Source organism: Gracilibacillus xinjiangensis, from assembly GCF_042651765.1.
Classification (GTDB): Bacteria; Bacillota; Bacilli; order Bacillales; family Amphibacillaceae; genus Gracilibacillus; species Gracilibacillus xinjiangensis.
In genome coordinates this window covers 93,263-119,859 of the sequence record NZ_JBHSDT010000003.1, presented here as the reverse complement: position 1 = coordinate 119,859, position 26,597 = coordinate 93,263, and the positions used below count along the sequence as shown (strand labels likewise).

The following is a 26,597-nucleotide window of genomic DNA, read 5'->3' as shown; positions in this document are numbered from 1 at the left end:
AAATTGGAGGTTTTACATATGGGGAAATTTACATTACCTGCATTAAAATATGCGACAGACGCTTTGGAGCCACATATTGATCAAAAAACAATGGAAATTCATCATGGAAAACATCATCAAACATATGTGGATAAATTAAATGCAGCACTAGAAGGACAAGATGCCTTATCTGACAAGAGCCTTGAAGGTATTCTTGCTGATTTAAATAGTGTACCTGAGAGCATCCGTACTGCTGTTAGAAATAATGGGGGTGGACACTTCAACCATTCATTATTCTGGGAAGTAATTGCGCCAGGATCTAAATCAAATAAACCTGAGGGTGAATTGGCAAAAGCGATTGATGACCAACTTGGAGGTTTTGACAAATTTAAAGAAGCCTTTTCTAATGCTGCAGCTAATCGATTCGGCTCAGGGTGGGCTTGGCTTGTAGTAAACAATGAAGGAAAATTAGAAGTGACGAGTACACCAAATCAAGATAACCCGATCTCAGAAGGGAAAACAGCAATTCTTGGGATTGATGTTTGGGAACATGCTTATTACCTAAATTATCAAAATCGACGTCCAGATTATATCGCAAGTTTCTATAATGTGATTAATTGGGATGTAGTTGCAGAGAAATACCAAGCTGCGATTCAATAGTTAATTATTAAATGGAAAGGTGGCGATCCGCTGTCTTTCCATCTATTTATATAAAAGAAAAGGAAAGGTTGGGGATGATGGCATTTGTTATTACAGCACCGTGTGAGACAGAAAAAGCCGGAGAATGTGTTACAGTATGTCCAGTTGATTGCATCGAGGAAGGTGAAGACCAGTTTTATATAAACCCTGATATTTGTATTGATTGTGGAGCATGTGCTGCGGTTTGCCCTGTTGACGCTATTTTTGAAGAATATGATTTAACCGTAGAGCAGGAACCTTATTTAGATAAAGCTGAGCAGTATTTTGGAATAAGTTAAAATGGTTACAGGAAGATTTTCTTTTATTTAGGGGAAGTTTTATTAGGGGAGAAGCTCTACGAGGCTTTCTCCTTTTTTGTGTTTCTATTATATTTTCTCACGACACCGAGTAGGGATTTTGCAATGAAAAACTCTAAATTTTGAAGAAAGTTATTTTTATCGAGCTTGGGCTGGTTAACGATGAAGTGGGAGATAATAGTACAAAGGAGAGAATTTAAATAGCTGATAAAAATGTTCACAGAATATTCACTTATGGGAAATTTTCATTCTTGTTATACATAATTTCGCTGAAAGTTTAGAAAGGATGAAGGATATGCCAACAAATCAGAAAGAAAGTTTAATTTTCGGTTTCATTATGTGTTTTGGAATGGTTGCAGTAATGTCTGCTTACAATCTCTTATTGATTGGTGATCTAAAACATTTAACTCTGCAAAATGTATTAACGGAGGTTGGAATCGGGTTTATCATTGCGCTTTTATTAGATTTGCATGTCGTAGGACCATTAGCTAAGAAAATAACGCACCGATTACCTTTTGATAAATCAAACAAGCTCTTATTTGTGCTCTGTATGTCGACATCTATGATCTTAGGTATGGTCTTTTTTATGTCAATTTTCGGGCTGGTTATGTCATATCTCGGCAATGGGTTGGATGGACAGGGATTACTTATTGTATATGGCGTTATTTTTGTAAAAAACTTTATATTGGCTTTTCCGTTGCAATTGTTAGTGATGGGGCCGATAGTCCGCTTCATATTTAAGCATTTTATCCAAAGAAAAAAATGCGAAACTGTATAATGAAACGAATTAGAAAACGATCTATTTAAAAAGCTGTTTTCTTTTTTTATGTTGTATTGAAATTAAAAGATTTGTAAAACTATAGTATTAATCAGTACAATGGTGACAATAAAATGAAAGAATTCTTATGTTATAGGAGGATATATGGTGAACCAAACCTTTCAAGCACTTGTCGTTAATAAAGATGAGAAGCAGTTTACACTAAATATGCAACAGCTTTCAACGGAAGACTTACCACACGGAGAAGTGTTAATAAAAGTTCATTACTCAAGTGTAAATTATAAAGACAGTCTCGCTGCGATACCAGATGGGAATGTTGTGAAAAATTATCCTATAGTACCCGGAATTGACTTAGCCGGAGTAGTGGAGTCCTCAACTGATCCACGATATAAAGAGGGTGATGAAGTTATTGCAACAAGCTATGAGATAGGTGTTTCTCATTTTGGAGGGTATAGTGAATATGCGAGAGTACCTGCAGAGTGGGTTGTTCCATTGCCAAAAGGGATTTCTATAAAGGAAGCAATGGTCATTGGTACGGCAGGCTTTACAGCTGCATTGTCTGTAATGAGTCTGGAAGAGAATAATTTGACTCCTGAAAAAGGAAAAATATTAGTAACAGGAGCAACAGGCGGTGTCGGAAGTTTTGCTGTTTCTATTTTATCTAAGTTAGGTTATGAGGTAGAGGCCAGTACAGGGAAAGATAGTGCTCACAGTTACTTAACCAATATAGGAGCAGCTAATATTATTCCAAGAGAATCGGTATATGATGGGAAAGTAAAATCATTAGATAAACAAAGGTGGGCAGGAGCAGTTGATCCTGTTGGCGGTGAACAATTAGCAGCAGTGATGGGTCAAATCGGATATGGCGGTACAGTTGCTGTTAGTGGATTGACTGGTGGTGTAAAAATACCAACAACTGTTTTTCCGTTTATATTAAGAGGGGTCAATTTGCAAGGAATTGATTCTGTCTTTTGCCCAATGGAAAGAAGGCAGAAAGTATGGGAGTTGTTAGCAACAGACTATAAACCTAACAATTTAGAGGACTTAATTCAGCAGGAAGTAGCATTGCAGCAACTGCCTGATACTTTACCCAAATTACTTGAAGGAAAAGCGAGAGGAAGAATTATTGTGAAGGTTTAGGCTGAGACAAAACAGTTTTAGCCAAAATAAAAGGCCGAACTATGATCGAATTATATTCGAAGTAGTTCGGTTTTTCTTTGTGAGCCAAACACAAACTACGAAACAAGTATTTCTAGTGCCCTCATAGAATCACCTAAATCAGTTGCTGAGTTCGCCCCTGTAGAATTCGGGATAACCCTGCGATTAGACTAAATGAACTAAACTTATATTAAGCGTTCTCAAAAGTATCACGAAACAGTTTTAATCCACTGTGTATTAGATTCAAGATTTCAGGCAAACATTCCAAATTATATTTCTAATATTGTTCGTTTTTATTGTGCATACTTTTGTTCTGTCTCTTCCTTTTCTTAATGAAGATCTTATAATTTGTCTTTATCATTTGCACAGTAATTCATTAGAAATAAAACAACTGCACTTAATCGCTTTACACTCTTTTTTAATTATGGTGGCATAATTAACAATATCATCAGATGAATCGAAGTTCTTAAATTGGTTGGATACGGCTGCAATGGATATTGAAACAAGTGGAACTTCTTCGAGAATACCGTTTCGATTTTCTGCGATTACATATCCCAGTTCCAGATGCTCCGGATTATAAAATGTTGATATAGATTGATCAAATATTGTAATAATCTCATCACATATCGTATCAAATTCCCAATCATAAATGATGACAATAAAATCATCCCCGCCTATATGTCCGACAAACCCTTGGTATTGACGGGCAATGGCTTGCAAAATAGAAGCTGTCTCCTGTATAACTCTATCTCCTTTGGCAAAACCGTAAACATCATTATAGGTTTTGAAATGATCTAAATCAATATAAAGAATGGTGAACTTTTCTGCTGATGGTAAAGCTTGAATATATTCGTCGATAATTCGATTACCAGGTAATTTTGTTAGTGGATTCAATGAGGAAGCAACTTGTGATTGTACACTGGCAAAAGTCATTAATAATGAACGGATGGAAATGACTCCATAGAATTGGCCATCTCTGGTAACAATTATATCATCATATAACTCATTTGACCCCCGATCCATTGCCTTCTCGCTCGCATCGATGATCGACGTCTGGTAATCAAAACAAAGGATAGATTCTTTCATAAGAAGGGAAACAGGTCTGCTTATGTATAAATTATAACCATATAAAGAACCGAGTTTTTGATAAAAATCTGTCCGGGTTATGATACCAACTGGTTTATTCCCCTTTGTTATGACTATTCCGTGTGTATGTATATTATCTTTGAAGAGTTGATCAATTTCACTGTTAGCTGTATCTGGACTTACCGAGATTGCAAACTCGACAATATCACCAATCTCTATTTTCATTTTGGTACCTCCATTACGCTCTAAAAAAATTAGATATCGTACAGTAATATAATTATATAGGTGGTAGGCAAATAGTTCTATCCACCTATTGGACTATTTTTAGTATAAATTACCACTGTGAATTCTATGTTAAGATATTGTAAAAAAATAAAAATGTATCGTTTATCTATAAACAGAGGTGAACTTTTTCGTATGTGTTTATTAAATGGAATTGCATCTATATTGTAAATGGTTATCTTGATCAATGGTTATAAAGTTCCTTTTTAAATATGGTATAGGTATTATTATACGATTTTTGTTAGAATAATAATGGTCAAATGTAACAATAGAAATAAAAAGAGATCTTTCACATACACAGAGAGGATGTTCCATATGACATCAATAGATACATTGCAATTACAGCAGATCACTCCAACATACGATCCATGGGAAGCATATATGGATGTAGAAGAGTATGGGGAAATGACGTTAACAAATATAGAGTTTACTACAACACACTTATGTAATATGAGATGTGCACATTGTGCAGTGGGTTATACGTTATTGAATCAAGACCCAGATGCTCTGCCATTTGATTTATTGAAAAAGAGACTGGATGAGATACCATCTTTACGCACACTCAGTATAACTGGCGGGGAACCGATGATGTCGAAAAAATCTGTCAGAGAATATGTTATCCCATTACTACGTTATGCTCATAACCGAGGAGTCCGAACACAAATCAATTCTAACTTAACCTTGCCATATTCAAGGTATGAAGCAATTATCCCTTATTTAGATGTTCTGCATATCTCTCATAATTGGGGGACACCCGAGGAATTTGCTGAGACAGGTTTTGCGAAAATGGATAGAAAACCTAGTGAAGAAAACCGGAAAAGGTATTTTGAACGAATGGTAGACAACTCACAAAGATTAGCTTCAGAAGGTGTTATGGTATCAGCTGAAACGATGTTAAATAAAAAAACATTTCCTTATTTAGAATTTATTCATGATCACGTAGTGGAAATGGGATGTGCCAGACATGAAGTACATCCAATGTATCCAGTGGATTTTGCAACTAATCTTCAGACATTGTCATTAGAAGAAATGCATGAAGGGATAGAAAGGCTATTAAATCATCGCAATCAGGATGTTTGGATGCTCTTTGGAACATTACCATTCTACCCTTGCAGTACAAACGAGAAAGAACTTGCTCTACTTCAAAGGTTATATAAAGAAAAAAATGTAACCGTTAGAAATGATCCGGATGGCCGCTCAAGGTTAAATGTTAATATTTTTTCTGGAGAGGTGATCGTAACAGACTTCGGTGATGATGAAGAGCCTGCTTTGGGAAATATTAAAGATACGACATTGCCAGAAGCATACACTAGATGGATGCTATCAAAAACAGCAAAGTCACTTAATTGCCATTGTCCGGCAGTTAAATGTCTTGGTCCTAATATTTTGGTGAAAAATACGTATTATCATGGAGCAGATTTTACAAAGAAGTCGGCTAATATTAGCAGGTAGAGGAACAAATATGACATTTGTCATGATTAATATTTGACAGATGTGTCTAATAATCATCTCTCTTTTGCGGTAAACTAACTTTAATAGAAAGTTTAGAAAGAGGGATGATGATGAGTAAACAAAAGCAAGCTCAATTACGGAAAGATGTCATGCCGTATGCTACTTCACAAACGAAAAAAAGTGTCATTCAAATAGTTAATACAATCATACCGTTCTTCCTGTTATGGATTTTAGCTTATCAAAGCTTGTCTGTTTCTATCTACTTAAGTCTAGCTTTTTCAGTCATTGCTGCTGGATTTATGGTAAGAACGTTTATTATTTTCCATGATTGTGCCCATCAATCATTCTTTAAAAATAAGAAATTAAACCGGATTTTAGGAACGATTACTGGTGTAATTACACACTTTGCCTTTGAGAAATGGAAAAGAGAACATTCGATTCATCATGCAACAAGCGGCAACTTAGACCAGCGTGGTACAGGAGATATTTGGGTGATGACAGTAGAAGAATACAAAAAAGCTTCACGTTTTGAACGTTTACAATATCGTTTATATCGCCATCCGCTAGTTATGTTCGGATTAGGACCATTCCTGTTGTTTTTATATGACAATCGGGTAAACCGAAAAGATGCAAGGAAAAAAGAACGCTGGAATACGTATCTAATTAACATTATGTTAGTGATTGCCTATACAGTGATTGTTCTAACACTAGGTTGGAAAGCGGTCCTTCTCGTTCAATTGCCAATCGCATATATAGCAGGTGTGTTAGGGATTTGGTTATTTTATGTACAGCATCAATTTGAGGATTCTTACTTTGAAAATGAATCAGAGTGGGATTATGTAAAAGCTGCTGTGGATGGAAGTTCTTATTACAAGTTACCAAAATGGTTAGAATGGCTAACGGGTAATATAGGCTATCACCATGTTCATCACCTTGCTCCAAGGGTACCGAATTACAATCTTGAAAAAGCTCATACCGAAACACCACCATTGCACAAAGCAACGACAATTACATTAAAGACAAGTTTAGAATCGATTAAATTTCGCTTATATGATGAAGACCAAAAGACATTCATCAGCTTCAAAGAAATGAAAAATATATTACAAGATAGAGAAAAAAGAAATGTCAAACCAACTAAAGCTTCACAAACGCTTCGTTCCTAATCGGAGCGTTTGTTTTTTTTAGAGAAAAAATATTTATAGGCATACAGATATTTTATGATTTTCTCAAAGTGGTATAATAATGTTAAATTGGATGGGAAAGGATGTTGGAAGTGCAAAACTGGTACCATATCTTCCCGAAGAATACCGGATTAAGTTTATACATATGGATTATTTTTTGTGTGCTTCCATTTTACTTTATATTTCGTTCTACATCGCTAATTGAAATAGGTGTAGGTATTGGTTTAACGTTAATATTTTTTGCCGTTTACTGGATAACTTTTTCTTCTAGAGGAAAGCTCGTTCACGTAGGATTAAGTATTGAATTCTTAATTAATGTTACGATGATAATGCTTTTCGGTTATGCTTATTTTGCATTATTTACTGCTTTTTTTATAGGGAATATAAAAAGGAAAGCAGGATTTATTACGATGTATGTCATTCATTTAGTGACAACTGTTTTAGCTATATTAGGTACGTTCCTTATAGATTACGCCTTAATAATTGGCCAATTGCCATTTCTTGTTATGACTGTTTTAGGAATCATTTTGATCCCGATTAATCGTTATAATCGTTTCAAACAAGAGGAGTTAGAAGGGAAGTTGGAAGATGCCAATCGCAAAATTGCAAGGTTAGCTATCATAGAAGAAAGGAACCGTATTGCACGTGATCTCCATGATACGCTAGGACAGAGGTTATCGATGATCGGAATGAAAAGTGAACTGTCTAGTAAACTGGTTGATAAGGATAGTGCAGCAGCAAAAAAAGAAATGCAGGATGTTCAAACAGCAGCTCGCCAAGCTTTGAAAGAAGTGCGTGAAATGGTATCGGAAATGCGCAGTGTAAAAATTGCTGACGAAATTGAACATGTGAAGCAGTTGCTGCGTGTAGCACGAATTAATCATGAAGTAATAATAGAGGCACGAGAAGACAATATTCCATTATTTATTGAGAATGTATTGAGTATGTGCTTAAAAGAAGCTGTCACCAATGTAGTCAAACATAGTGGAGCAAGCTATTGCTTCATTAATTTAAAAGAAAACTCAGAACAGTTTGAATTAATAATTATAGATAACGGTATAGGATCCGATGGTGATATAGTGTATGGAAATGGATTAAAAGGGATGAGAGAAAGGCTCGAATTTGTCAATGGTAACATCAATGTAAGTATTCAGGAGAATGGATTGGCATTAAACATCACCATCCCGAAGATAATTAAGAATTAGGGGAGGGATCAAATTTGATTCGCATCGTTTTAGCGGAGGACCAGCAACTCTTACTAGGCGCATTAGGTTCTTTGCTTGATCTGGAAGAGGATATGGAAGTGGTAGGGAAAGCAAATAATGGAGAAGAAGTGATAACACTCGTAAATGAGACGGACCCTGATATTTGTATAATGGACATTGAAATGCCGTTGAAAACTGGACTCGATGCAGCAGAAATGTTGGCAGAACACCAATGTAAAGTAATTATCCTAACAACTTTTGCTAGACCGGGATATTTTGAAAGGGCGAGAAATGCAGGTGTAATGGGTTATTTATTGAAGGATAGTCCGAGTGAAGAACTGGCGGAATCCATTCGAAAGATTATGGATGGCAAACGTATCTATGCTCCGGAATTAATTGACCTTGCATTTACAGAGTCTAATCCCTTAACAGATCGGGAAATTGATGTAATGAAATTAATGGCTGATGGAAAAACAACGAAAAATATAGCGAAGGAACTTTTTCTTTCAAATGGTACAGTTAGAAACTATATATCGATTATTTTGGATAAACTAGAAGTGGAAAATCGGATTGAAGCAATAGCGAAAGTGAAGGAAAAAGGATGGCTGAAATAGAGACAATATCACAGTCTCTATTTTTTGCTTTTTATTAATAAAAAGCATACAATATCTTTCGTGACTAGAAATAAATAAATTAAAATGTAAAGGAAAGGTGTGAATAGATGGCTAATTCAGTTCAAAAACGCGGTACGATTGTTACACTATTGTTGGCAGGTACATTTATCGCAATTTTAAATCAAACATTAATGATTACAGCAATACCGCCAATTATGGAAGAGATGGGCATTACAGCCAATTCTGCACAATGGCTGACAACTATCTTTATGTTAATCAATGGTATTATGATTCCGATCAGTGCATTTTTGATTGATCGTTTTACAACAAGGCAATTATTTCTTACAGCTATGAGTGTGTTTGCTGTTGGTACATTAGTAGCAGCGCTCGCGCCGAATTTTTCCGTATTACTTGCAGGCCGTATTATTCAATCAGCTGGTGCTGGTGTAATGCTTCCATTAATGCAAACAGTTTTCTTGATGATATTCCCGGTGAATAAGCGAGGAAGTGTGATGGGATTAGTCGGTTTAGTCATTTCTTTTGCACCTGCAATTGGCCCGACTTTGTCCGGATGGGTAACAGAATATTATTCTTGGCGTGTTTTGTTCTACATCATTCTTCCAATTGCTATTATTGATATTGTTATTGCCTACTTCGTGATGAAAAATGTTACCGAAATCTCCAAACCTAAACTTGATATTCTTTCCATTATATTTTCGTCATTAGGTTTTGGAGGCTTGTTATATGGCTTTACAAGTGCTGGGAACAACGGATGGGACTCCCCTGTAACCATTACTGTGTTAGTAGTTGGTGCAATATCATTAGTTACATTCATTATGCGTCAATTAAAGTTAAAGCACCCGATGTTAGAATTTCGAGTTTTTAAGTATTCGATTTTTCCATTAACAGTAACAGTCGGAATGCTATCATTTATGGGTCTCATCGCAGTCGAAACACTAATTCCATTATATATGCAGGAAGCACGGGATTTCACGGCGGTAGATGCTGGTCTTGTTATCTTACCTGGGGCATTAATTACAGGGTTTATGTCTCCAATTACAGGCCGCATTTTTGATAAGATTGGTGCGAAGTGGCTTGCTATTCCAGGTTTAGCATTAATGACAATCGGTTCATTTTTATTTACTATATTAGATGAAAATACTTCGATGACATATTTGACCGTTGTATTCGCGATCAGAATGTTAGGTATTTCTATGGTGATGATGCCAATTGCGACAGCTGGTCTAAACCAGTTACCAAAACGATTAATTGCTCATGGTGCCGCGATGGACAATACTTTACGTAATGTTTCAGCATCTGTTGGTACTGCAATTCTTGTGACAGTATTAACAACAACAGAAACAGCAGCAGAGCAAAATGGGGATCCATTCCCGGGTATTGTCGCATCAAATGTTGCATTTTTAGTTTTATCTATTATTACAACAATTGGTTTGGTTATAACCTTCTTTATTAAAAATAGCCGGCCATCCGATATTGACCAAGAAGCATATGATAGAGATTAGCAGTAGCTAGTCTCTATTATTTTTATCACAAATACTCTTAGCTAGTTTTATTCTATACTTGATCAATGTCTTTTATGTTTAGGAATTGCCTGATCAATAAAATTAGTGGCTAATTCTTTTAACTCTTTTTGCATCATTTCTCCATGCATCGGTATACCATGACCAGCTATAATCACCGATGGATTTAATGCAGCGATTTTCTTCACTGATTGTTCAGCAGTCATCCAATCCTCGGTAAAATATGCAGGTGGACCGTAAATGTGCTGAAAAGGAAATATTACAGACCATGAGGACTCTGGTTTTTCTGTTGAAATAGCATCTCCTGCGATGAAGATTTGATCCTTCTCTCTATATAAACTAATATGTCCAGGCGTGTGACCAGGTGTTTCGATGTAGCGCCACTCCTTTAAGTGGGGAATAGTACCATCATTCGGTAATGGTTTTATCATTTTCTCTAAATGGACTGGTTTTGTCGGAAATGCTGCCGACAGTAGTGAAATAAGTCCGCCCCCTACTGTTGGATCGCCAGGTGGATAAGCTTTCTTGCCTGTAACATAATCCATCTCCGCTTCATGTATATATACAGGAACTTGCCAATGTTCTGCTAACTTTTTTGCGGAGCCTGCATGATCAAAATGGCCGTGTGTTAGAATAATTGCTTTTGGCGGCTTTGTACCATAACGTTCCTCACAAGCGTGTAAGATACGATCATGGTATTGGCGTAAACTTGTGTCGACTAATACCCAATCTTCATTAGGGGCACCAATCATAATAATATTTGATAAAAGTGTGCGGTAATACGCAACATCTCGAATAACTTCTTCAGCAACTGCATGGTCAAAATCTCTTTCATATTCTTTCCATTTATCTGAGTAATTTCGTTCCAATGTCTGCACTGCTCCTTTCTTGTTCTGACTATTACTACTCTTCCATAAATTTCAGTAAATTATACTAAAACCGGGTATAATCCAGTTCTATCAAGATTTTTCACCCTTAAGTAAAAACTGTGTAAATCCTCAAAAAACAATGAACATGTATGGACAAAAAATTAAAACATGGTAAAATTTTATTAAGACGATGTGAAGGAGTTCGGCTGAGATGAATAAGTGGATGAAAAAAATAACTGTAATGATGGTCACTATTTTAACACTCGGGCTTTATGTACCGCCGATTTATGTTGATGCTGATATGGATGATTCTGATAAAGGCGAAGTATCCCCGAGCAGCAATGACTTATCCAGAGTTTCAGAGCAACAGGTAGATGTTGAATTACAAGATCCACCTGTTAACGAATTTAATAATGAACTTTATCTTGGGGCATTAACTGATCAAGCAAAGTATCAGTTAATGGAGAAACTGGGTGGAAAAATCGCATCAGGAATCGACCTTGAATTGGAAGAAGTCGTGTTACCAAATTTGGAATCAGTACTAGAGCAATTGTATGACCAGATTGGTGAGAAACAGAGTCAATATTTAGTGATTGCAGAAGATCCTGCATCAGGATACGGGGAAAGAATCTTTAATTTGTATGATGTTGATTCAAAGAAAGATATAGCTACATTCCACGTCAAGCGGGTAAAGCGTCCGCAGGAGGGTTATTTTTTCCAATTTCACTACCACTTAGCCAACGATAATTTTGAAGAACATTATACGATCGCTGATATTTATTGGGGGAAGAATACTCCGCCTAAATGGATGTCTTAAGAAAAGTTAGATGGATGCCTTTCATAATAAATTAGAAGGCATCTTTTTTACCATTTGAAGTCGGAAGATTGAGAATAATACATTATTCTAAGACTAACGATTAATTCGTGCTACAGGACAATTTTCCTAACAGATAATATTGTATCTATATCAAACTTTTTCCTTTATTTTATCGGGGGAAATAGGTAAAATAGATCTTATCGTGGTGAAAAATATGAATTGCTTGGGTATCAAGTAATTAGATAGATAAAGGAGTTTCGCCTTATGCCTATTAAAGTGCCAGATTTACTGCCAGCAAAGAGTAAATTGCAGGAAGAAAATATTTTTGTCATGGATGAAAGTCGTGCGTTTACACAAGATATTCGCCCACTAAAAATTCTGATATTAAATCTGATGCCATTAAAACAACAAACTGAAACGCATTTACTGCGTTTATTAGGTAATAGCCCGCTGCAATTAGAAGTAGGGTTATTGCATACAAGCACACATACATCTAGAAATACTTCAGCAGAGCATTTAAAACAATTTTATAAATCAATAAATGATGTAAAAGCTAATAGATATGATGGATTAATTATAACAGGTGCCCCGATCGAGAAACTTCCCTATGAAGAGGTAACCTATTGGGAGGAACTTTCTGAAATTATGGAATGGAGCAAAACAAATGTAACATCTACTTTGCATATTTGTTGGGGAGCGATGGCTGGACTGTATTATCACTTTGGTATTGATAAATATATTATGGATGATAAGTTATCAGGTATATATACTCATTACTTAACAGACCCGCAAGAGAAACTGCTGAGTGGCTTTGATGAAGAATTCGTTGTACCACACTCTAGAAATGCAGATATAAGAAAAACTGATATTAATAAGGTGCCTGAATTAAAAATCTTAAGTGAATCAGAACAAGCTGGTGTATATATTGTCGCTTCAACAGATGGGAAGCAAATCTTTATAACTGGTCATCCGGAATATGATGCATATACTTTGCAAAAAGAGTATGACAGGGACATAGAAGCGGGTCTTAAGCCGAGGATACCGGTTAACTATTATCCAAACAATGATCCAGCCAAAACACCTAAGTTACGTTGGAGAACACACTCTAATATGCTAATATCTAATTGGTTAAATTATTATGTCTATCAAGAAACACCTTATAAATTATAAATGTGCTTTCACGGTAAGAAGAATGCTTGGACAGTACCCTGTCCAAGCATTCTTTTGATTTGTTCTAATGTAATTTATCCTGATAATAAGTATAAGTATCCATCGCTAATGTTACAGCCTGTGCAAATGCGGCTCCACCACCAAGTGCTGCACTAATTGCTAATGTTTCCATTATCTCTGTTTCACTTGCACCGAGTTCTACAGCGCCTTTTGTATGGTAAATAATGCAATACTCATCTTGGGCATAAATACTTATTGCTAATGCCATTAATTGTTTGCTCTTTTGGTCAATTGATCCTTCTCGAAAAGCCTCTTCGGTAAAATGAAAATACCCTTCTGTCATATCTGGGAGATGCTCTTTCATTCTGGTAGTACCGCGTTTGTAATCTGCAATTGCTTGATCAAAATAATTACTTATTTCCATTCGATATCCCACCTTTCATTTTAATGTTTGCTCATTTTCCTATTTTATACGTGAAACTATCTAGACATATTGGTGGGAAACCGATAATATTTTGTGTTAGGGGGTAATAAAAATGACAGAAAATAAAAAAGTGCAATTAAAAGTTAGAGACAATGGATCTATACTGGTAACAGGTGATGTAGAACTAGTGGATGCAGAAGGAAACCAATTTACAACAAAAGAGAAATTCTCTTTATGCCGTTGTGGCGCATCAAAAAACAAACCATTTTGTGATGGGTCACACAAGGAGATTGGTTTTCAGGATCAAATTAGAGCAAGGTAAGTACACAGTTTTTTGTGTGCTTATTTTTTTTTTTTTTTTTTTGGGAGAACGGATAGAATTAGGTTGAACATTTTTGAAACGTTTAAAGCAAAGATATCTTGGGTATTGAATAATAGCCTCAAGATTGGAGTGGTATGAAAGGTATGGATGAGAATAAAGATATAGAAGTTCAGAAGAAAGAAAAGAAAACTGATTCGAGTAAAGTCGGTGTAGCAATAATCAAATATGTAACATATTTAATTATATTTTTTGGAATCTTGTGGTTTTTGATAAATTATGTATTTGGTCAATTATTATAATGATATAAAGCTAATCAATCACAAACTCCATTGTTTACAGAAAACAATGGAGTTTCCTTTGTGAAAGGCAATAAGTTTCGTTCCCGTTCGGGTATCTATCAAAAAATAATTAGAGGTGATGAATGTGTTAATGGTCTTATTTGCTATCATCATAGGTTCTGCAATAACGGCACTTGTGATTAAATCGTTGAAAAATGATGTTTGGAATAGTGCAACAGAGTTGGCTCAATTAGGAGAGAAGCCGAGAGCAAATTCAGTTAATGAACATACTAAGCAGTTAGAAGAAATTAACCAATTAACTGATATTACTAATGTTGAGTTAGTCGATACAAATTTACAAGGTGATTCTCGTGAGGCAATAATTGATGAATTAATTGAAAAACTGTACAAAGAAAACATATTAACATCTAAAAAAGACTTTAAACAGGCAATTATCGAAAGAGAAGAGGAAAGCTCTACAGGTATTGGTATGAATATGGCAATTCCTCATGGTAAATCAGATGCGGTTAAGGTGCCTGGAATCGCCTTTGGTATTAAAAAAGCTGGGGTCGATTGGTATTGTGTTGATGACTCATTGGCTAAATTTATCTTTATGATCGCTCTACCTGAAGGGGCAGAAGATGATGCCCATTTAAAAATATTGCAAATGTTATCGAGGAAAATGGCAGATGAAGATTTTAGAGATATGTTGCTAAATGCTCAAACAGATAATGAAGCATACAAATTGCTGAAAGATATAAGAGAATGATTACAGACAAAGCTCCCAACCATGTTGGGGGTTTTTGTGTGTAAATGAAGCAGATCGTTTCAAAAGTAAAAAGATTTGGGTGGAATGGAAAACAGAATCTGCTTAGCCCAGGGGGTGTTTCATTAATTAAATACATAGCATGTTTTTCCTTCACTAAAAAACAAAAAACAATGTAAGGAAATCTGACATGAAAATTGTGAGCGAGTAGAAATCGGTTTAAACTATGTTTAACAGATGATGTTAATAATATTAACAAGGAGAGGAAAAACATTATGGAAACTGTACTTATGGATAATTTATGGGTCATTATTGGTACTTTTTTAGTTTTATTAATGATTGCCGGATTTATTTTACTTGAGGCTGGTTCAACAAGAATGAAAAATGCCGGTCACATTGCAGGCAAAACAATTTTTACGATCGGTATTGGGTCACTAGTTTTTTGGGCAGTAGGCTATGGATTTATATATGGTGAAGGTAACTGGTTTATTGGACTATCTAATTTCTTTTATGGTGATACAACATTCGCTGAGGAAGGGTTATCCCCAGCAGTTGATTTTATGTTTCAAATGATGTTTGCACTTATTGCTTTAACAATTGCTTTTGGCGGGTTTGCAGAGCGGGCGAAATTATCAGCATATGTAGTATTTGCGGTCCTGTTCTCCGCATTAGTTTACCCTGTAGTTGCACACTGGATTTGGGGTGGAGGCTGGTTAGTAGACCATGGCAAACAAGATTTTGCAGGTTCGACAGTTGTACACTTAACTGGTGCCATGGCAGCACTTGCTGCAACAATTATATTGAAACCGCGTATTGGCAAATATAACAAAGACGGTTCATCTAACGATATAGCAGGTCACAACCAGGTTTACACAGCATTAGCCGTATTACTTTTATGGGTAGGCTGGTTTGGATTTAATGGTGCAAGTACCTTTGGGGTTTCCGATGCATTCTTTGGTTATGTTATTTTGAATACACAATTAGCAGCGGCGGCTGGTGCGATTGCAGCAATGTTCATCGTATGGGCGTTTACAGGTAAAGCGGATGTACCGACAACATTAAATGGTGCGTTAGCAGGTTTAGTAGCTATCACAGCATCTTGTGGTTTCGTAGAGCCTTGGGCAGCTGTTCTTATCGGTGCTGTAGGTGGATTGATGGTATATGGAAGTATGCGTTTATTTGATCGTGCTAAAATTGATGACCCGATCTTCGCCTTATCTGTACACGGTACTGTAGGTGTTTGGGGTACGATTTCAACAGGTTTCTTTGCAACACATGAATTATCGGTTGGTATGGATTGGGGTCTTCCGGGATTATTCTACGGCGGTGGATTGGAACAACTAGGTGTACAGATTTTAGGTGTAGCAGCTAGTGGTGTTTATGCATTTGTCGTATCATTTATTATTCTAAAAGTTATGGATAAAGTAATGGGAGGCTTAAGGGTTTCTGAAGAGGAAGAAATTATTGGTCTTGACTTAAGTGAACATGGAAGCTACGGTTATCCTGAGAATATTCCGCATCCAAGTGAACAACAAGCGAAGTAATATGTCTAAAGGAGCTGACTTCCGTTATGGATTATGAAGAGATCAAACTCTTTCGGGAGCAAAATATCCATAAACAAAGCAATTATCAGGATCTAAATATATTTCATGATCGATTAATTGAACAAACTGTAAAAACTGCATTGCGGAAGATAGAAGAAGAGCAGGGGAAAGCACCTGCTCCCTTCGCTTTTTTCGTAATGGGAAGTGCTGGAAGAAGTGAACAATCATTATGGACAGACCAAGACCATGGCATTGTATATAAAGGTACCAGTGCAGAAAAAGAATATTTCTTACAGTTAGGTGAGGAAATTGCTAATGGGTTAGAAATCGTCTGTTATCCAAAATGCGAAGGAAAAGTAATGGCTTCAGAGCCTATGTGGACACATTCAGTAGAAAATTGGTCATATCAAGTCGAGCACTGGCTAGATGAGGCGACATGGCAATCATTAAGGCATTTTTCTACTTTTTTTGATTCGCGGGTGTTAATCGGTGATACTGCTTTTTTAGATGCTGTTAAAAGGGCAACATTCGATCATTTAGACAGTGACACCCGTGTCTACAAAAGACTAATCGATAATGTGGATTATATTAGAAAAGGAATCGGTATCTTCGGTCAATTATTACCAGAACAATCGGGACCAATGACAGGTCATATTCATTTAAAGACCACCGCATTCTTCCCGTATGTGAATGCTCTGAGATTATTAGCATTAGTTAACCATGATTTGCATGTATCAACAGCGGTTAGATTTCAATGTTTAAAAGACAGCTATCCTTTTTTGTTGGAGTATGAGGATCAGTTTGAAAGATTATTAGAGTTTCGATACAAACATACGAAAAAGGCAAAGAATTATGATGAGGTGCATTACGTATCACTAAAACAATTATCGAAAAGTGATAAACAGGAGTTGAAACATTTCATGAAAAGTGGTGCAGAGTTATTTGATAAAACAAAAAACTTTATTGAAAATGAGTGTTCTTTATGGTAATGAACCAAATGCTGCAATTTATTAAGCAAATGTCAGGGAAAGTATATGGAAATGATGTGACTTCCATTGCAAACCAGACGGATGCTAGAAAAATTGCCTATATGAGAAATTTACAAAGAGAGCTCAAAAAGAAAGATGTGTTAAATATACCTTTTTGTGAATTACCGTTTGTTGTATTTGATATCGAAACAACAGGATTTTATCCATATAATGGGGACCGGATTCTATCAATTGGAGCAATTAAAATGATTGGATCAAAAGTGCATGAGGATCAATTATTCTATAAGACGATTTATAATGAATCGCCATTAGCAAAAAATATTGAAACACTAACAGGGATTACCTCATATGAATTACGTCAAGCAGAACCACTCGATGAAGTATTACGTCAATTCTTTCAATTTGTACGGAGTGATACACTTGTCGCCCATCATTCTAGTCATGAGAAGCAATTTATGAAGCATGCAAGCTGGATCGCATTAAAAACAAGTTTTCAACACCGGATAATTGATACAACTTTTCTTACAAAGGTTGTTGCCCCAACTATGCAACATATCACTTTAGATGATTGGTGTGAATATTATGGTGTGGAAATTGGGAGAAGACACCATGCTTTATATGATGCGGTAGCCACAGCAAAGATTTGGTCAGAATGTTTAAAAAAAGTAGAAGACATGGGATTTAAGAATCTTAAAGATGCTTACACTCATATAGCGAGTTTACCATAGGGTGGATGAGAGGGGCGATATGAATTGAATCACGAAATTCCGGATCATAAGGCAACCTTTCCAATTAGTGTAGTAGAGGAATTAACCCAATTAAGCGGCAGACAAATTCGTTATTATGAAGAACAAGGTTTGATTGCACCGGAAAGAAATTTAGGCAACAGAAGATTATTCTCATTAAACGATATTGAAAAGCTGAAACAGATAAAAGCATATATTGACCAAGGTATAAATATTGCAGGGATAAAAGCAATGTTAAAAGATTAACTCCCTTAGTTATGTTTTACAATTGACTAAGGGAGTTTTTTGTATTATTTATTAAACATATCGAATAGTCCGCCAATTCCACCTTCCCCTTTATTCCCGCCTTTCTCTGGCAATGCAGCAAACACTTTGCTAGCTAAGCGGCTAAATGGAAGTGATTGAATCCAAACACTGCCAGGACCTGTTAATGTAGCGAAAAAGATACCTTCACCACCAAACAGTGCTGTTTTAATCCCGCCGACGAATTCAATATTATAGTCTACAGAACCAGTCATAGCAACGAGACATCCAGTATCTACTTTTAATTTTTCCCCTTGTTGCAGTGTTCTTTGATAAATAGTACCGCCTGCATGAACAAAAGCCATTCCATCTCCTTCAAGTTTTTGCATAATAAATCCTTCACCACCAAAAAACCCTGTACCAATTTTACGTTGGAATTCTATACCGATAGTTACTCCTTTTGCTGCAGCTAGAAAGGCATCCTTTTGGCAGATGATTCTGCCGTTGAGTTCACTTAAATCCATCGGAACAATCTTACCAGGATAGGGGGAGGCGAAAGAGACATGTTTCTTGCCGGCACCATTGTTCGTAAATGTTGTCATAAACAGGCTTTCTCCTGTAATGACCCTCTTACCTGCCCCAATGAGCTTGCCAACTAATCCCCCATGGTTTGATGAGCCATCACCAAAAATTGTTTCCATCTTGATATCTCCGTCCATCATCATAAGGCTTCCCGCCTCGGCAATAACTGTTTCATGCGGGTCTAATTCTACTTCGACAAATTGCATATCATCACCGTATAACTTGTAATCAATCTCGTGATTATTCATTTTCACAGCTCCTAATAAATAGTTTTCTTGCTAATTATACGGTATAAAATGCTGCCAGGTTTCGATTAATCTGAAAATTCGGAATATTTTCGAATATTTATTCATTTTATTTATAATTTCCAACTAAACTCTCACAAAAAAAGTCTAAGCAAATTAAGAGTATTTGATTATAATAAAGAGAATTGAAAAGAATTCAAAAGAATTTAATAATATATATTTACAAATCCATAAAATATGGTAGTATATACTTGAATTCATTAATAAATGAAGGATTTTAATTGTGAAAGGGGATAGTTGACTATGGTAACTTCTTTATACATGGTAACTTTGACTATTCTGCTTACTTTTCTAGTTTTATCCGTCGTGGAAAAAATTTCTTCCCGTCGTAAAAAACTGAAAGTAGAGATGAACTTAGATTTAGATGCAAACACCCAAGTTCAACCAGCTATCGTTGAACACCAATAATTAACAACTAACTAGTCATGTAGAAGAAAGAAATGGACTAGATTGAAAATAAAGCCTCCTGCACACAAAGTGTCAGGAGGTTTCTTGTCGTCTAGAGAAGTTACAGGAATAAATTGATTTAGGACAGTGATTCATTAAATGTAGATGTTGCTGGATTTAAAAGCAAAATTAAATGCAAGCTTACGTCAATTCAATTACTCCATAATGAAATAAAGCTGTCTTGCGTTTATGCTGTGTAAAACCAAACTGTATAAAACGGTCGCTCTTCCAATGATCTTTCAAAATAACACGTTTTCTCGCAACCCGTTTAGCCTCTTCAATGACTTTGTAAGTCATTGAATTTCTTAAGGCATAGTCTCTTATTGAATTAATCCCAGTGGAATCTTTAATCCCTTTGTCGAACATTGGATCAAAATAAACAATATCAACCGAATCTGTCTCCGCATTTTTCATGTAGGAATAGTGCTCCTTGTTTATCACATTAATTTTCCTCATTGCCTTGTCAAATAATTGGTTCCCGCTTACAAATGTGGACAATCCTTCTTTTGTCAAAAGATAAATTAATGGGTTCCCTTCCAATCCGTAAATAGAGCCGCCAAAGCCGACTGCAATGCTTGCTATAATGCTATCGGACGCCAATCCTAATGTGCAATCTAACATGGACATTCCCTCTTTTAATTTAGCTATCTCTACCAAGGGATCCTTTTGGTTTTGAAGCATCCTTTTTGCTCGAACCATTGCCAAATTTGGATGAAAAAACAGCTTTTGGTCACTGTTTAATGATGATACAAACAATCCCTCTGTTCCCACAATAACAATGTCTTCTTGTACTATATCTTTTAATGTCTGGATAGAACGGCCATTTATCTCGACATAAACCATATTATAGCTATTAGCTATTTTTTTCGCTCTATATATTAAATCATTCTTGACGCGTCCTGCTGTCGTTACAATCATCCTTCTACCGTCCTATTCTGTTAATATAATGGTACATAGCTCTAATTGATTAATATTCCCATTCTTCTTTTAGATTTAAGTATAAGATAAGGAGCTGATCTTGGCGTGATCTAGCTATACTTTGAACAGAATCCTCGACTTTTACTAATAGTATGTCTGCTACTTTATTTGTTAACTCATCTCTCTCTTCTGTAGACATATCGATCACCCTCTGACAATATGTTGATAGCAGGTCCCAATCTTTTTTGCTAAATTGGTTTAATTGAAATGCACTTAATTCTAGCATATCTTTTGATAATCCTTTTGTTTGTATATACTTTTCCATTCGTGATTGTTTTTTGTTCAGTTGGTGTTCATGGACGACTAATGTACCTGCTGTCATGTCACCTAATCGCTTGTGTTTAGGGTGCAGAAAAATTAAAAGTAGTCCAACGATATAGCCTGAAGGTAAGCTATCAACTATTCGCATAAAATTGCGGATCAAACTCGATAAAAATGTAATTCTATGACCATTTTCCTGAATAACACGTAAACCTAATAGACGTTTTCCGAGAGTTCTCCCGGACCAGAAAAATTCTAATATAATGAAGTAACCATAGTTTAATATAAATACCAAAATTAACATCAAAGCAAGTAACATTTCGTCAAACTCGGTAAATATGTTGCCATTCCATAAGTTATTTTCTAACCCTAAGAAAAAGAGGAGATAAACAGCCAATTGAGCTAAGATTAATATGGTTTGATCAATGATGAATGCAGTAGCCCGTGAGCCTAATCCGGCTATTTGAAATTGCAAAGAGACATATTCGGGTGTTTTGACATTTAGTTTTTCTTGTTCCATTTGAACACACCTTTCTAAAAAATATAGATAATTACTATTCACCTTTCGAATAATCCATTATAATAATAGTAAAATGATAGAAAAACAGGTGATTATATGCAATTGAATCATTTTATAAAACAAAATCGTTCTGATTGGGACAGGCTAGAGAAACTTACGAAGCAACTGCAAAAAAAACAGTCAACTAAAATAATTGACCAATTCCATCATACATATCAAAAAGTGTCGCAGCATTTATCCTATAGTCAAACATACTTTCCGAATGATGATGTGACAGGTTATTTGAATGAATTAGTAGCTAGGGCACACAATGTTTTTTATCGCAAAGAGCAGTCTTCATGGAAACAAGTAAGTAATTTCTTTAGTACGAAGTTTGTTGGTTTGCTATTGGAACAATGGAAAGCAATCCTAATCGCAATGCTCTTATTCTTCCTGGGTGGGTTAGCTAGTTTTATTGCAGTCATCAGTAATCCGCTGCATATTTACGGAATCTTACCTGAAGATATGGTTCAGGCTGTTGACCCGGAAATGCTTGGTGTAGACCCTGCAGCAGTCAGTCATTCAGTGATGTCTGCAGAAATCATGACAAATAATATCCGAGTGGCAATCCTCGCTTTTGCAGGAGGAATAACATTCGGTCTTTTAACTGTTTATGTACTGATTTTTAACGGTATTTTAGTTGGTGCGCTAGCTGGTTTGTTTTGGAATTACAGTAATACCTATGTTTTCTGGGCATATATTGTGCCACATGGTGTTATTGAGCTTTTTGCCATTTTTATCGCAGGTGGGGCAGGGTTGTTAATGGGCTATAAATTGTTTGTCCCAGGAAAATATTCAAGGGGATATCAATTAAAGAGACAAACAATTCGATCTGTACAGTTATTAATTGGCACCATTCCGCTATTTGTTATTGCAGGAATCATTGAAGGTTATATTACACCCGCAGATCTGTCACTTGAAGCAAAATATGTTGTCGCAATCACTACGGGTATAGGTTTAATTGTTTACATGATTCTTGGTCATGTGTTGAAACAAAGGAGAATGTTACAACAATCCTCTGTTTAATATTTGGATATATTGAGATACAGCAGTTACCGCTAATCTTTCAGCAGGTGCTTCCAGCATTGGCAGTCCATGCTTTTCCCAATGCAACATTACTTCTTTTTGATAAAGAACATGTTTCTGAGCAACACTTTTTTGCATTGTATTAAAGGCAGTGGCAGGTTCTGTTCTAATTTTTTGCTGCAATAATTGATCTTCAATACCAAGCATTAAGAAAAGATGCTTTTTCCTTACTTTCTTCATGTACAACAGGTTATGGTTTTCATGTATAAATGTCTGTACATCACTAAACAGGATGAGCATGCTCCGTTTTGATTGTATTGATTGAACATATTGCAGTGCTAAAGGGTAGTTGGATTCTTGTGGATCAACTTGTACGGCATAGATGCTTTGCAAAATCTTGTCTAAATGAGATAATCCTCTCCCTGCTGGTACCACTTCCTTGATATCTTTAGAAAATACCACAACCGTTACATAGTCCCCATTATTTAAAGCAGCGGCTGCAAGGGTAATGGCCGCTTCGATTGACTTCTCCAATCGGTTGCTTTCCGTTAACTCAACACCCATCATGCGGCCGCAATCTATTAATATAGTAATATGTTTACCATGTTCCGGCTCGAATTCATTTGTCATCACTTCTTGTAATTTCGCAGATTGCCGCCAGTTGATTTTCCTTGGGTCATCACCGACAACATAACTGCGAACTTTAGAAAATTCACCAGCACCACTTTTTGTTTTGCGAATTTTTATCCCTTCATGTAATAAATAATTTTGCGCACTTTCGAGGTAACGCTTGGTTTCCGATAAGTTTGGGATAACTTTTACCTCTTCAGGTAAAGAGACAGTGATTTGCCTTTCCCATAATCCTACATTACTTTTGAACCTTAAGTACAGTTTATTTATTTTATATTTCCCTCGAAGCTGGGGGAAGACCTCATAGTCAATATTTACGTCACTTTGTTTATGTAAAGGTATATTGGACGGGAATATCGTCTGGAATGATGCAGGTATCTCATCAACAAGTCTTACATAACTGTCATTGTTTGAACGGTTAATGATATTAATAGAAACAGTACTTTTATCATAACGTTCCATTTCAGCAGGAAGTGTTCTGCTTGCAGTCACCTCTTTTCTATTGGGGATGAAAATAATATCCAATAAGGACAGGAATATAACGATAAACGTTGTAACTCCCAGGAATAGCCAAGAGAAGCGCCAAAACGATAAGATTAATAACAGGGTAGAGAAAATTAAAAATAAAAGTAACAGTCGTTCTGTTGGAACAATTCCTCTATCTCGGAACAGTAATCGATCCCACCAATTGTTGAATCGTTTCATCGATATCAGATCCCTCCAATTCTGCATAAGGAGATAGTTGGATGCGGTGCCGTAAACTAGGTAATGCTACCACCTTAACATCATCTGGTGTAACGTAATCTCTATTCTCTAGATAAGCCCATGTTTGAGCGGCTTTAGCGATGGAGATCGCTGCACGTGTACTTGCACCATTTTGAATATTTTCTATTTCCCGCGTTTTCCTTACGATTTTTATCATATAATCCGCAATCTGATCACTAATTGTAATGCTGCGGATTTGCTGCTGTGTTTGTAGTAGTTCCTCTTGAGAGAACATAGCGGAAATATCTGCAGGTGAAGATTGCTCATTAACTACTAAATGCAGGATTTTAATTTCTTCCTCTAATGTTGGAAAGTCAATGATAAGTTTGAATAGAAAACGGTCTTGCTGTGCTTCCGGTAAAGGATAGGTTCCTTCGAATTCTATTGGATTTTGTGTTGCGGCAACAAAGAAAAAGTCTGGTAATGGATAAGTTTCTCCTTGAATAGTTACTTGCTTCTCTTCCATTGCTTCTAATAGGGCTGCCTGGGTTTTAGCAGGTGTACGATTAATTTCATCAGCTAATAGTACATTGGTAAAAATGGGACCCTTAATTGTTTGGAAGGAATGTTCTTTCATATTATAGATTGAACTACCCGTAATATCACTTGGTAACAAGTCTGGTGTAAATTGTATGCGGCTGAATGTTCCACTAACTAATTTTGCAAGCGTTTTGACCATTTGGGTTTTCCCTGTTCCAGGTACCCCTTCAATTAATACATGGCCACCAGTTAACGCGGCTGTAAGTAATAATCGTAAGTTTTTACCTTGACCTATAATTCTTTCTTCATATTTTGATAAAAGGGATGAAATTGTTTCGCTCATCCTTTTTCCACCTCTTTCCGGATATTGTTAATAGATTTTGACCATTGAATATATTCCTGCTTATGAACGTTATCTTGTTGTAAGATCTCCTCAAGTTCCCTTGCTAAAATCTTCAGTTCATCTGCAGGTATGTCTATCTTTTGTTCAAGTGCTTCTAATCGTTCTCTCCAATTTTTACTATAGGGAATGCCAAATCTTTCACGAATAACTTCTTTTAGAAAATTAGCCTGGTCGACTAATGACGCGTGATAGTTTTTTCCTTTTAAATACCAAATGGCTAATGCCTTGATTCGTTCATCACTGAACCTGATATTTTCCTCTCTTACTGGAATAATGGGACCAAATCGTTTTCCCTGGTACCAAAGAATAAGAATAGCGAACAGAATGCCTTCTACTAGAAGGATATATGCCCAATTAGGGTATAAGGAGAGATGGGATGTAATTTGTCCACCTGCACTCCTGCCATACTCATCAAATATAAAAGAGGTACTGTCTACTAATGAAAGAATATAGAAAACTAATGCTGTATGGTCTTCTTTCGTAATAACCTCATTAGTGAGCCAACCGGGTTCCAGAATGGTGATTAATTTCCCTGCACCTATTTGTCGTTCTAAACCAATAACACCAAGTTCATCTTCCAATAAAACTTGATCGCTCTCTAAAGCATCTAGCCTAACTGCACTTTCAATCTGAGCGTCGAAGGATAGATTGTTAGTTTGAATCTCTTCCGTGGTATCATCTGATATATCCACATAGTCAGCTTTCAAGTCGAATAGACCATCAGGATTATACTTCCATAAAATAATGGTGTTCCCATCCATTATATAATCTGTGTAACTATCAATAACCTGCTGGTTTGTATAGATTGACGGATTGATTAATATTCTAACTTCTTTTGCGTCTCTTGCTCTCATTTCTGATGGGTGAATCGATTGTGTTTGCACCTTTTTATTTGCTTCTTGTAAATATGTATAGAGTGCTTTTGTCCCAGTTGGTGAAGGGGACTCTGTTACGAAGTCAGGGTACTCTTTCGGTGAATTACTTGTTGAAAGAAAACTAACAATCATCAATAAAAGGAATGCTATGATGCCAAATAAGTAAATCTTTTTATGTTTCATATTTTTCATGCACGCTCACCTGCCTCCTCAGCAGATTGTTGTTCCACTTTCTTCATCCAGTCATCTACTTTTTCTTTTAAATGATAAAAGTCTGATTCTGATACCTCTTTTTCACCATATGTTACTCGCTCAAAAAATGTAGCTGCTTCATAGAAACCTTTTGCGAGTTGTGTGTCTGCCTTTTTCAGGTCATCATAGTATTCCCAGTTCGTTTTCCATAGTCTTGCTTCAAGATGCTTTCGCTCATGCAGTAGAAGCAGAAATGCTAAAAAATAATGTCTTGTTGCATGTTTATATTGTTGCAGTTGGGCGAAGTAATCAGCCTCTTTAAGGTGTTCCGTGTAACGCCACTCCATCTCCTTTGTTGTTTGGAGAAGGACATGCTTGGCTTGGTTTTTTCTTGTAAAATACCTGATGATAAAATAGATACCAAGTGAAATGGCTATGACAATCCCTGTGATAATAACAAGGACAATCGTATTGCCAACACTTGATCCGGGTTCAAATGAATCAAAGATTTTAGAGAGTAAGTCATTTATCCAACCCCTAGCCTTGTCCCATAACTTCTCAAGCAAGCCTCGATTATCTTCATAATAAATCTGGTATTCTCTGTTACTAAGGATATCTTCTAATCGTTCTTTATGCTTTTCAAATCCTTTCATGA

Annotated in this window: 30 protein-coding genes; 20 read left to right on the top strand and 10 right to left on the bottom strand. The window is 36.1% G+C overall.

The features are described 5' to 3' along the window. Window positions 1-18: 18 nt before the first annotated feature. From ACFOY7_RS03575 to ACFOY7_RS03560, 4 genes are all read left to right on the top strand, one after another. Window positions 19-639: a superoxide dismutase gene (locus ACFOY7_RS03575; protein ID WP_390249468.1), complete on the top strand. Its 621-nt coding sequence runs from the start codon at window positions 19-21 to the stop codon at window positions 637-639. A gap of 77 nt (window positions 640-716) precedes the next feature. Further along, the gene (locus tag ACFOY7_RS03570; RefSeq protein WP_390249756.1) at window positions 717-956 is read left to right on the top strand and encodes an indolepyruvate ferredoxin oxidoreductase subunit alpha; all 240 of its coding nucleotides are present in this window, start codon (window positions 717-719) and stop codon (window positions 954-956) included. 313 nt (window positions 957-1,269) lie between these two features. Continuing rightward, window positions 1,270-1,752: a DUF2798 domain-containing protein gene (locus ACFOY7_RS03565; RefSeq protein ID WP_390249466.1), complete on the top strand. Its 483-nt coding sequence runs from the start codon at window positions 1,270-1,272 to the stop codon at window positions 1,750-1,752. Between the two features lie 147 nt (window positions 1,753-1,899). Next, window positions 1,900-2,892, top strand: coding sequence for an NADPH:quinone oxidoreductase family protein (locus ACFOY7_RS03560; protein WP_390249464.1), 993 nt, complete (start codon window positions 1,900-1,902; stop codon window positions 2,890-2,892). A gap of 375 nt (window positions 2,893-3,267) precedes the next feature. Here the strand turns inward: ACFOY7_RS03560 and ACFOY7_RS03555 are convergent, their stop codons facing one another. Next, on the bottom strand, window positions 3,268-4,221 hold the full coding sequence (locus tag ACFOY7_RS03555; RefSeq protein ID WP_390249462.1) for a diguanylate cyclase domain-containing protein: 954 nt from the start codon (window positions 4,219-4,221) through the stop codon (window positions 3,268-3,270). Between the two features lie 372 nt (window positions 4,222-4,593). Here ACFOY7_RS03555 and yfkAB point away from each other — a divergent pair, with 372 nt between their 5' ends. From yfkAB to ACFOY7_RS03530, 5 genes are all read left to right on the top strand, one after another. After that, a complete protein-coding gene (yfkAB, locus tag ACFOY7_RS03550) occupies window positions 4,594-5,730 on the top strand; it encodes a radical SAM/CxCxxxxC motif protein YfkAB (protein WP_390249459.1) in 1,137 nt (378 codons plus the stop codon). 110 nt (window positions 5,731-5,840) lie between these two features. After that, window positions 5,841-6,893, top strand: a complete 1,053-nt coding sequence (gene desA, locus ACFOY7_RS03545) for a Delta(5) desaturase DesA (RefSeq protein ID WP_390249455.1) — start codon at window positions 5,841-5,843, stop codon at window positions 6,891-6,893. Between the two features lie 101 nt (window positions 6,894-6,994). Then, a complete protein-coding gene (locus tag ACFOY7_RS03540; protein ID WP_390249452.1) occupies window positions 6,995-8,116 on the top strand; it encodes a sensor histidine kinase in 1,122 nt (373 codons plus the stop codon). A 14-nt stretch (window positions 8,117-8,130) separates the two neighbouring features. Continuing rightward, complete coding sequence (locus ACFOY7_RS03535; protein WP_390249450.1) at window positions 8,131-8,730, top strand: response regulator; 600 nt, start codon at window positions 8,131-8,133, stop codon at window positions 8,728-8,730. A gap of 107 nt (window positions 8,731-8,837) precedes the next feature. Continuing rightward, window positions 8,838-10,253 (top strand): DHA2 family efflux MFS transporter permease subunit, encoded by a 1,416-nt coding sequence (locus ACFOY7_RS03530; RefSeq protein WP_390249448.1) that lies wholly within the window; start codon window positions 8,838-8,840, stop codon window positions 10,251-10,253. 62 nt (window positions 10,254-10,315) lie between these two features. On the opposite strand, the gene ACFOY7_RS03525 is transcribed toward ACFOY7_RS03530, so the two are convergent. After that, a complete protein-coding gene (locus ACFOY7_RS03525) occupies window positions 10,316-11,149 on the bottom strand; it encodes an MBL fold metallo-hydrolase (protein WP_390249446.1) in 834 nt (277 codons plus the stop codon). Between the two features lie 202 nt (window positions 11,150-11,351). On the opposite strand from ACFOY7_RS03525, the gene ACFOY7_RS03520 reads away from it, so the two are divergent. Together ACFOY7_RS03520 and metA are read left to right on the top strand one after the other, a co-directional pair. Continuing rightward, on the top strand, window positions 11,352-11,957 hold the full coding sequence (locus ACFOY7_RS03520; protein ID WP_390249444.1) for a YpjP family protein: 606 nt from the start codon (window positions 11,352-11,354) through the stop codon (window positions 11,955-11,957). A gap of 264 nt (window positions 11,958-12,221) precedes the next feature. Continuing rightward, the gene (gene metA / locus ACFOY7_RS03515) at window positions 12,222-13,127 is read left to right on the top strand and encodes a homoserine O-acetyltransferase MetA (RefSeq protein WP_390249442.1); all 906 of its coding nucleotides are present in this window, start codon (window positions 12,222-12,224) and stop codon (window positions 13,125-13,127) included. A 64-nt stretch (window positions 13,128-13,191) separates the two neighbouring features. On the opposite strand, the gene ACFOY7_RS03510 is transcribed toward metA, so the two are convergent. Next, window positions 13,192-13,551 carry a carboxymuconolactone decarboxylase family protein gene (locus ACFOY7_RS03510; RefSeq protein ID WP_390249440.1) on the bottom strand — a complete coding sequence of 120 codons (360 nt, stop codon included), beginning with the start codon at window positions 13,549-13,551 and terminating at the stop codon, window positions 13,192-13,194. 112 nt (window positions 13,552-13,663) lie between these two features. Here ACFOY7_RS03510 and ACFOY7_RS03505 point away from each other — a divergent pair, with 112 nt between their 5' ends. From ACFOY7_RS03505 to ACFOY7_RS03475, 7 genes are all read left to right on the top strand, one after another. Continuing rightward, window positions 13,664-13,873, top strand: a complete 210-nt coding sequence (locus ACFOY7_RS03505) for a CDGSH iron-sulfur domain-containing protein (protein ID WP_390249437.1) — start codon at window positions 13,664-13,666, stop codon at window positions 13,871-13,873. Window positions 13,874-14,007: 134 nt separating this feature from the next. Next, window positions 14,008-14,172 (top strand): hypothetical protein, encoded by a 165-nt coding sequence (locus tag ACFOY7_RS03500; protein ID WP_390249435.1) that lies wholly within the window; start codon window positions 14,008-14,010, stop codon window positions 14,170-14,172. A 130-nt stretch (window positions 14,173-14,302) separates the two neighbouring features. Next, on the top strand, window positions 14,303-14,920 hold the full coding sequence (locus tag ACFOY7_RS03495; RefSeq protein ID WP_390249754.1) for a PTS sugar transporter subunit IIA: 618 nt from the start codon (window positions 14,303-14,305) through the stop codon (window positions 14,918-14,920). 272 nt (window positions 14,921-15,192) lie between these two features. Beyond that, the gene (locus ACFOY7_RS03490) at window positions 15,193-16,461 is read left to right on the top strand and encodes an ammonium transporter (protein ID WP_390249433.1); all 1,269 of its coding nucleotides are present in this window, start codon (window positions 15,193-15,195) and stop codon (window positions 16,459-16,461) included. A 26-nt stretch (window positions 16,462-16,487) separates the two neighbouring features. Further along, window positions 16,488-17,450: a DUF294 nucleotidyltransferase-like domain-containing protein gene (locus ACFOY7_RS03485; RefSeq protein ID WP_390249430.1), complete on the top strand. Its 963-nt coding sequence runs from the start codon at window positions 16,488-16,490 to the stop codon at window positions 17,448-17,450. Then, entirely contained in the window at window positions 17,444-18,178 is a 735-nt protein-coding gene (locus ACFOY7_RS03480) for an exonuclease domain-containing protein (protein ID WP_390249427.1), read from the top strand. The genes ACFOY7_RS03485 and ACFOY7_RS03480 overlap by 7 nt, the downstream gene beginning before the upstream one ends. A 24-nt stretch (window positions 18,179-18,202) precedes the next feature. After that, window positions 18,203-18,442: a MerR family transcriptional regulator gene (locus tag ACFOY7_RS03475; RefSeq protein ID WP_390249425.1), complete on the top strand. Its 240-nt coding sequence runs from the start codon at window positions 18,203-18,205 to the stop codon at window positions 18,440-18,442. A gap of 44 nt (window positions 18,443-18,486) precedes the next feature. Here the strand turns inward: ACFOY7_RS03475 and ACFOY7_RS03470 are convergent, their stop codons facing one another. Continuing rightward, window positions 18,487-19,269, bottom strand: coding sequence for a TIGR00266 family protein (locus tag ACFOY7_RS03470; protein ID WP_390249423.1), 783 nt, complete (start codon window positions 19,267-19,269; stop codon window positions 18,487-18,489). Window positions 19,270-19,569: 300 nt separating this feature from the next. On the opposite strand from ACFOY7_RS03470, the gene ACFOY7_RS03465 reads away from it, so the two are divergent. Continuing rightward, entirely contained in the window at window positions 19,570-19,734 is a 165-nt protein-coding gene (locus ACFOY7_RS03465) for a hypothetical protein (protein ID WP_390249421.1), read from the top strand. A 180-nt stretch (window positions 19,735-19,914) separates the two neighbouring features. Here ACFOY7_RS03465 and ACFOY7_RS03460 read toward each other — a convergent pair whose 3' ends face one another. Further along, complete coding sequence (locus ACFOY7_RS03460) at window positions 19,915-20,691, bottom strand: class I SAM-dependent methyltransferase (protein ID WP_390249418.1); 777 nt, start codon at window positions 20,689-20,691, stop codon at window positions 19,915-19,917. A 49-nt stretch (window positions 20,692-20,740) separates the two neighbouring features. Further along, on the bottom strand, window positions 20,741-21,532 hold the full coding sequence (locus tag ACFOY7_RS03455; RefSeq protein ID WP_390249416.1) for an RDD family protein: 792 nt from the start codon (window positions 21,530-21,532) through the stop codon (window positions 20,741-20,743). A 96-nt stretch (window positions 21,533-21,628) separates the two neighbouring features. Here ACFOY7_RS03455 and ACFOY7_RS03450 point away from each other — a divergent pair, with 96 nt between their 5' ends. Further along, window positions 21,629-22,597: a stage II sporulation protein M gene (locus ACFOY7_RS03450; protein WP_390249414.1), complete on the top strand. Its 969-nt coding sequence runs from the start codon at window positions 21,629-21,631 to the stop codon at window positions 22,595-22,597. Here ACFOY7_RS03450 and ACFOY7_RS03445 read toward each other — a convergent pair. The 4 genes from ACFOY7_RS03445 to ACFOY7_RS03430 are packed head-to-tail and all read right to left on the bottom strand — an operon-like array spanning window position 22,577 to window position 26,595. Further along, window positions 22,577-23,932 carry a DUF58 domain-containing protein gene (locus ACFOY7_RS03445; RefSeq protein ID WP_390249412.1) on the bottom strand — a complete coding sequence of 452 codons (1,356 nt, stop codon included), beginning with the start codon at window positions 23,930-23,932 and terminating at the stop codon, window positions 22,577-22,579. The genes ACFOY7_RS03450 and ACFOY7_RS03445 overlap by 21 nt on opposite strands. Then, entirely contained in the window at window positions 23,886-24,815 is a 930-nt protein-coding gene (locus ACFOY7_RS03440; RefSeq protein WP_390249410.1) for an AAA family ATPase, read from the bottom strand. Before ACFOY7_RS03440 ends, ACFOY7_RS03445 begins: the two co-directional genes overlap by 47 nt. Then, window positions 24,812-25,933: a DUF4350 domain-containing protein gene (locus ACFOY7_RS03435; protein ID WP_390249408.1), complete on the bottom strand. Its 1,122-nt coding sequence runs from the start codon at window positions 25,931-25,933 to the stop codon at window positions 24,812-24,814. Before ACFOY7_RS03435 ends, ACFOY7_RS03440 begins: the two co-directional genes overlap by 4 nt. 5 nt (window positions 25,934-25,938) lie before the next feature. Further along, the gene (locus ACFOY7_RS03430; protein ID WP_390249406.1) at window positions 25,939-26,595 is read right to left on the bottom strand and encodes a DUF4129 domain-containing protein; all 657 of its coding nucleotides are present in this window, start codon (window positions 26,593-26,595) and stop codon (window positions 25,939-25,941) included. Window positions 26,596-26,597 lie beyond the last annotated feature (2 nt).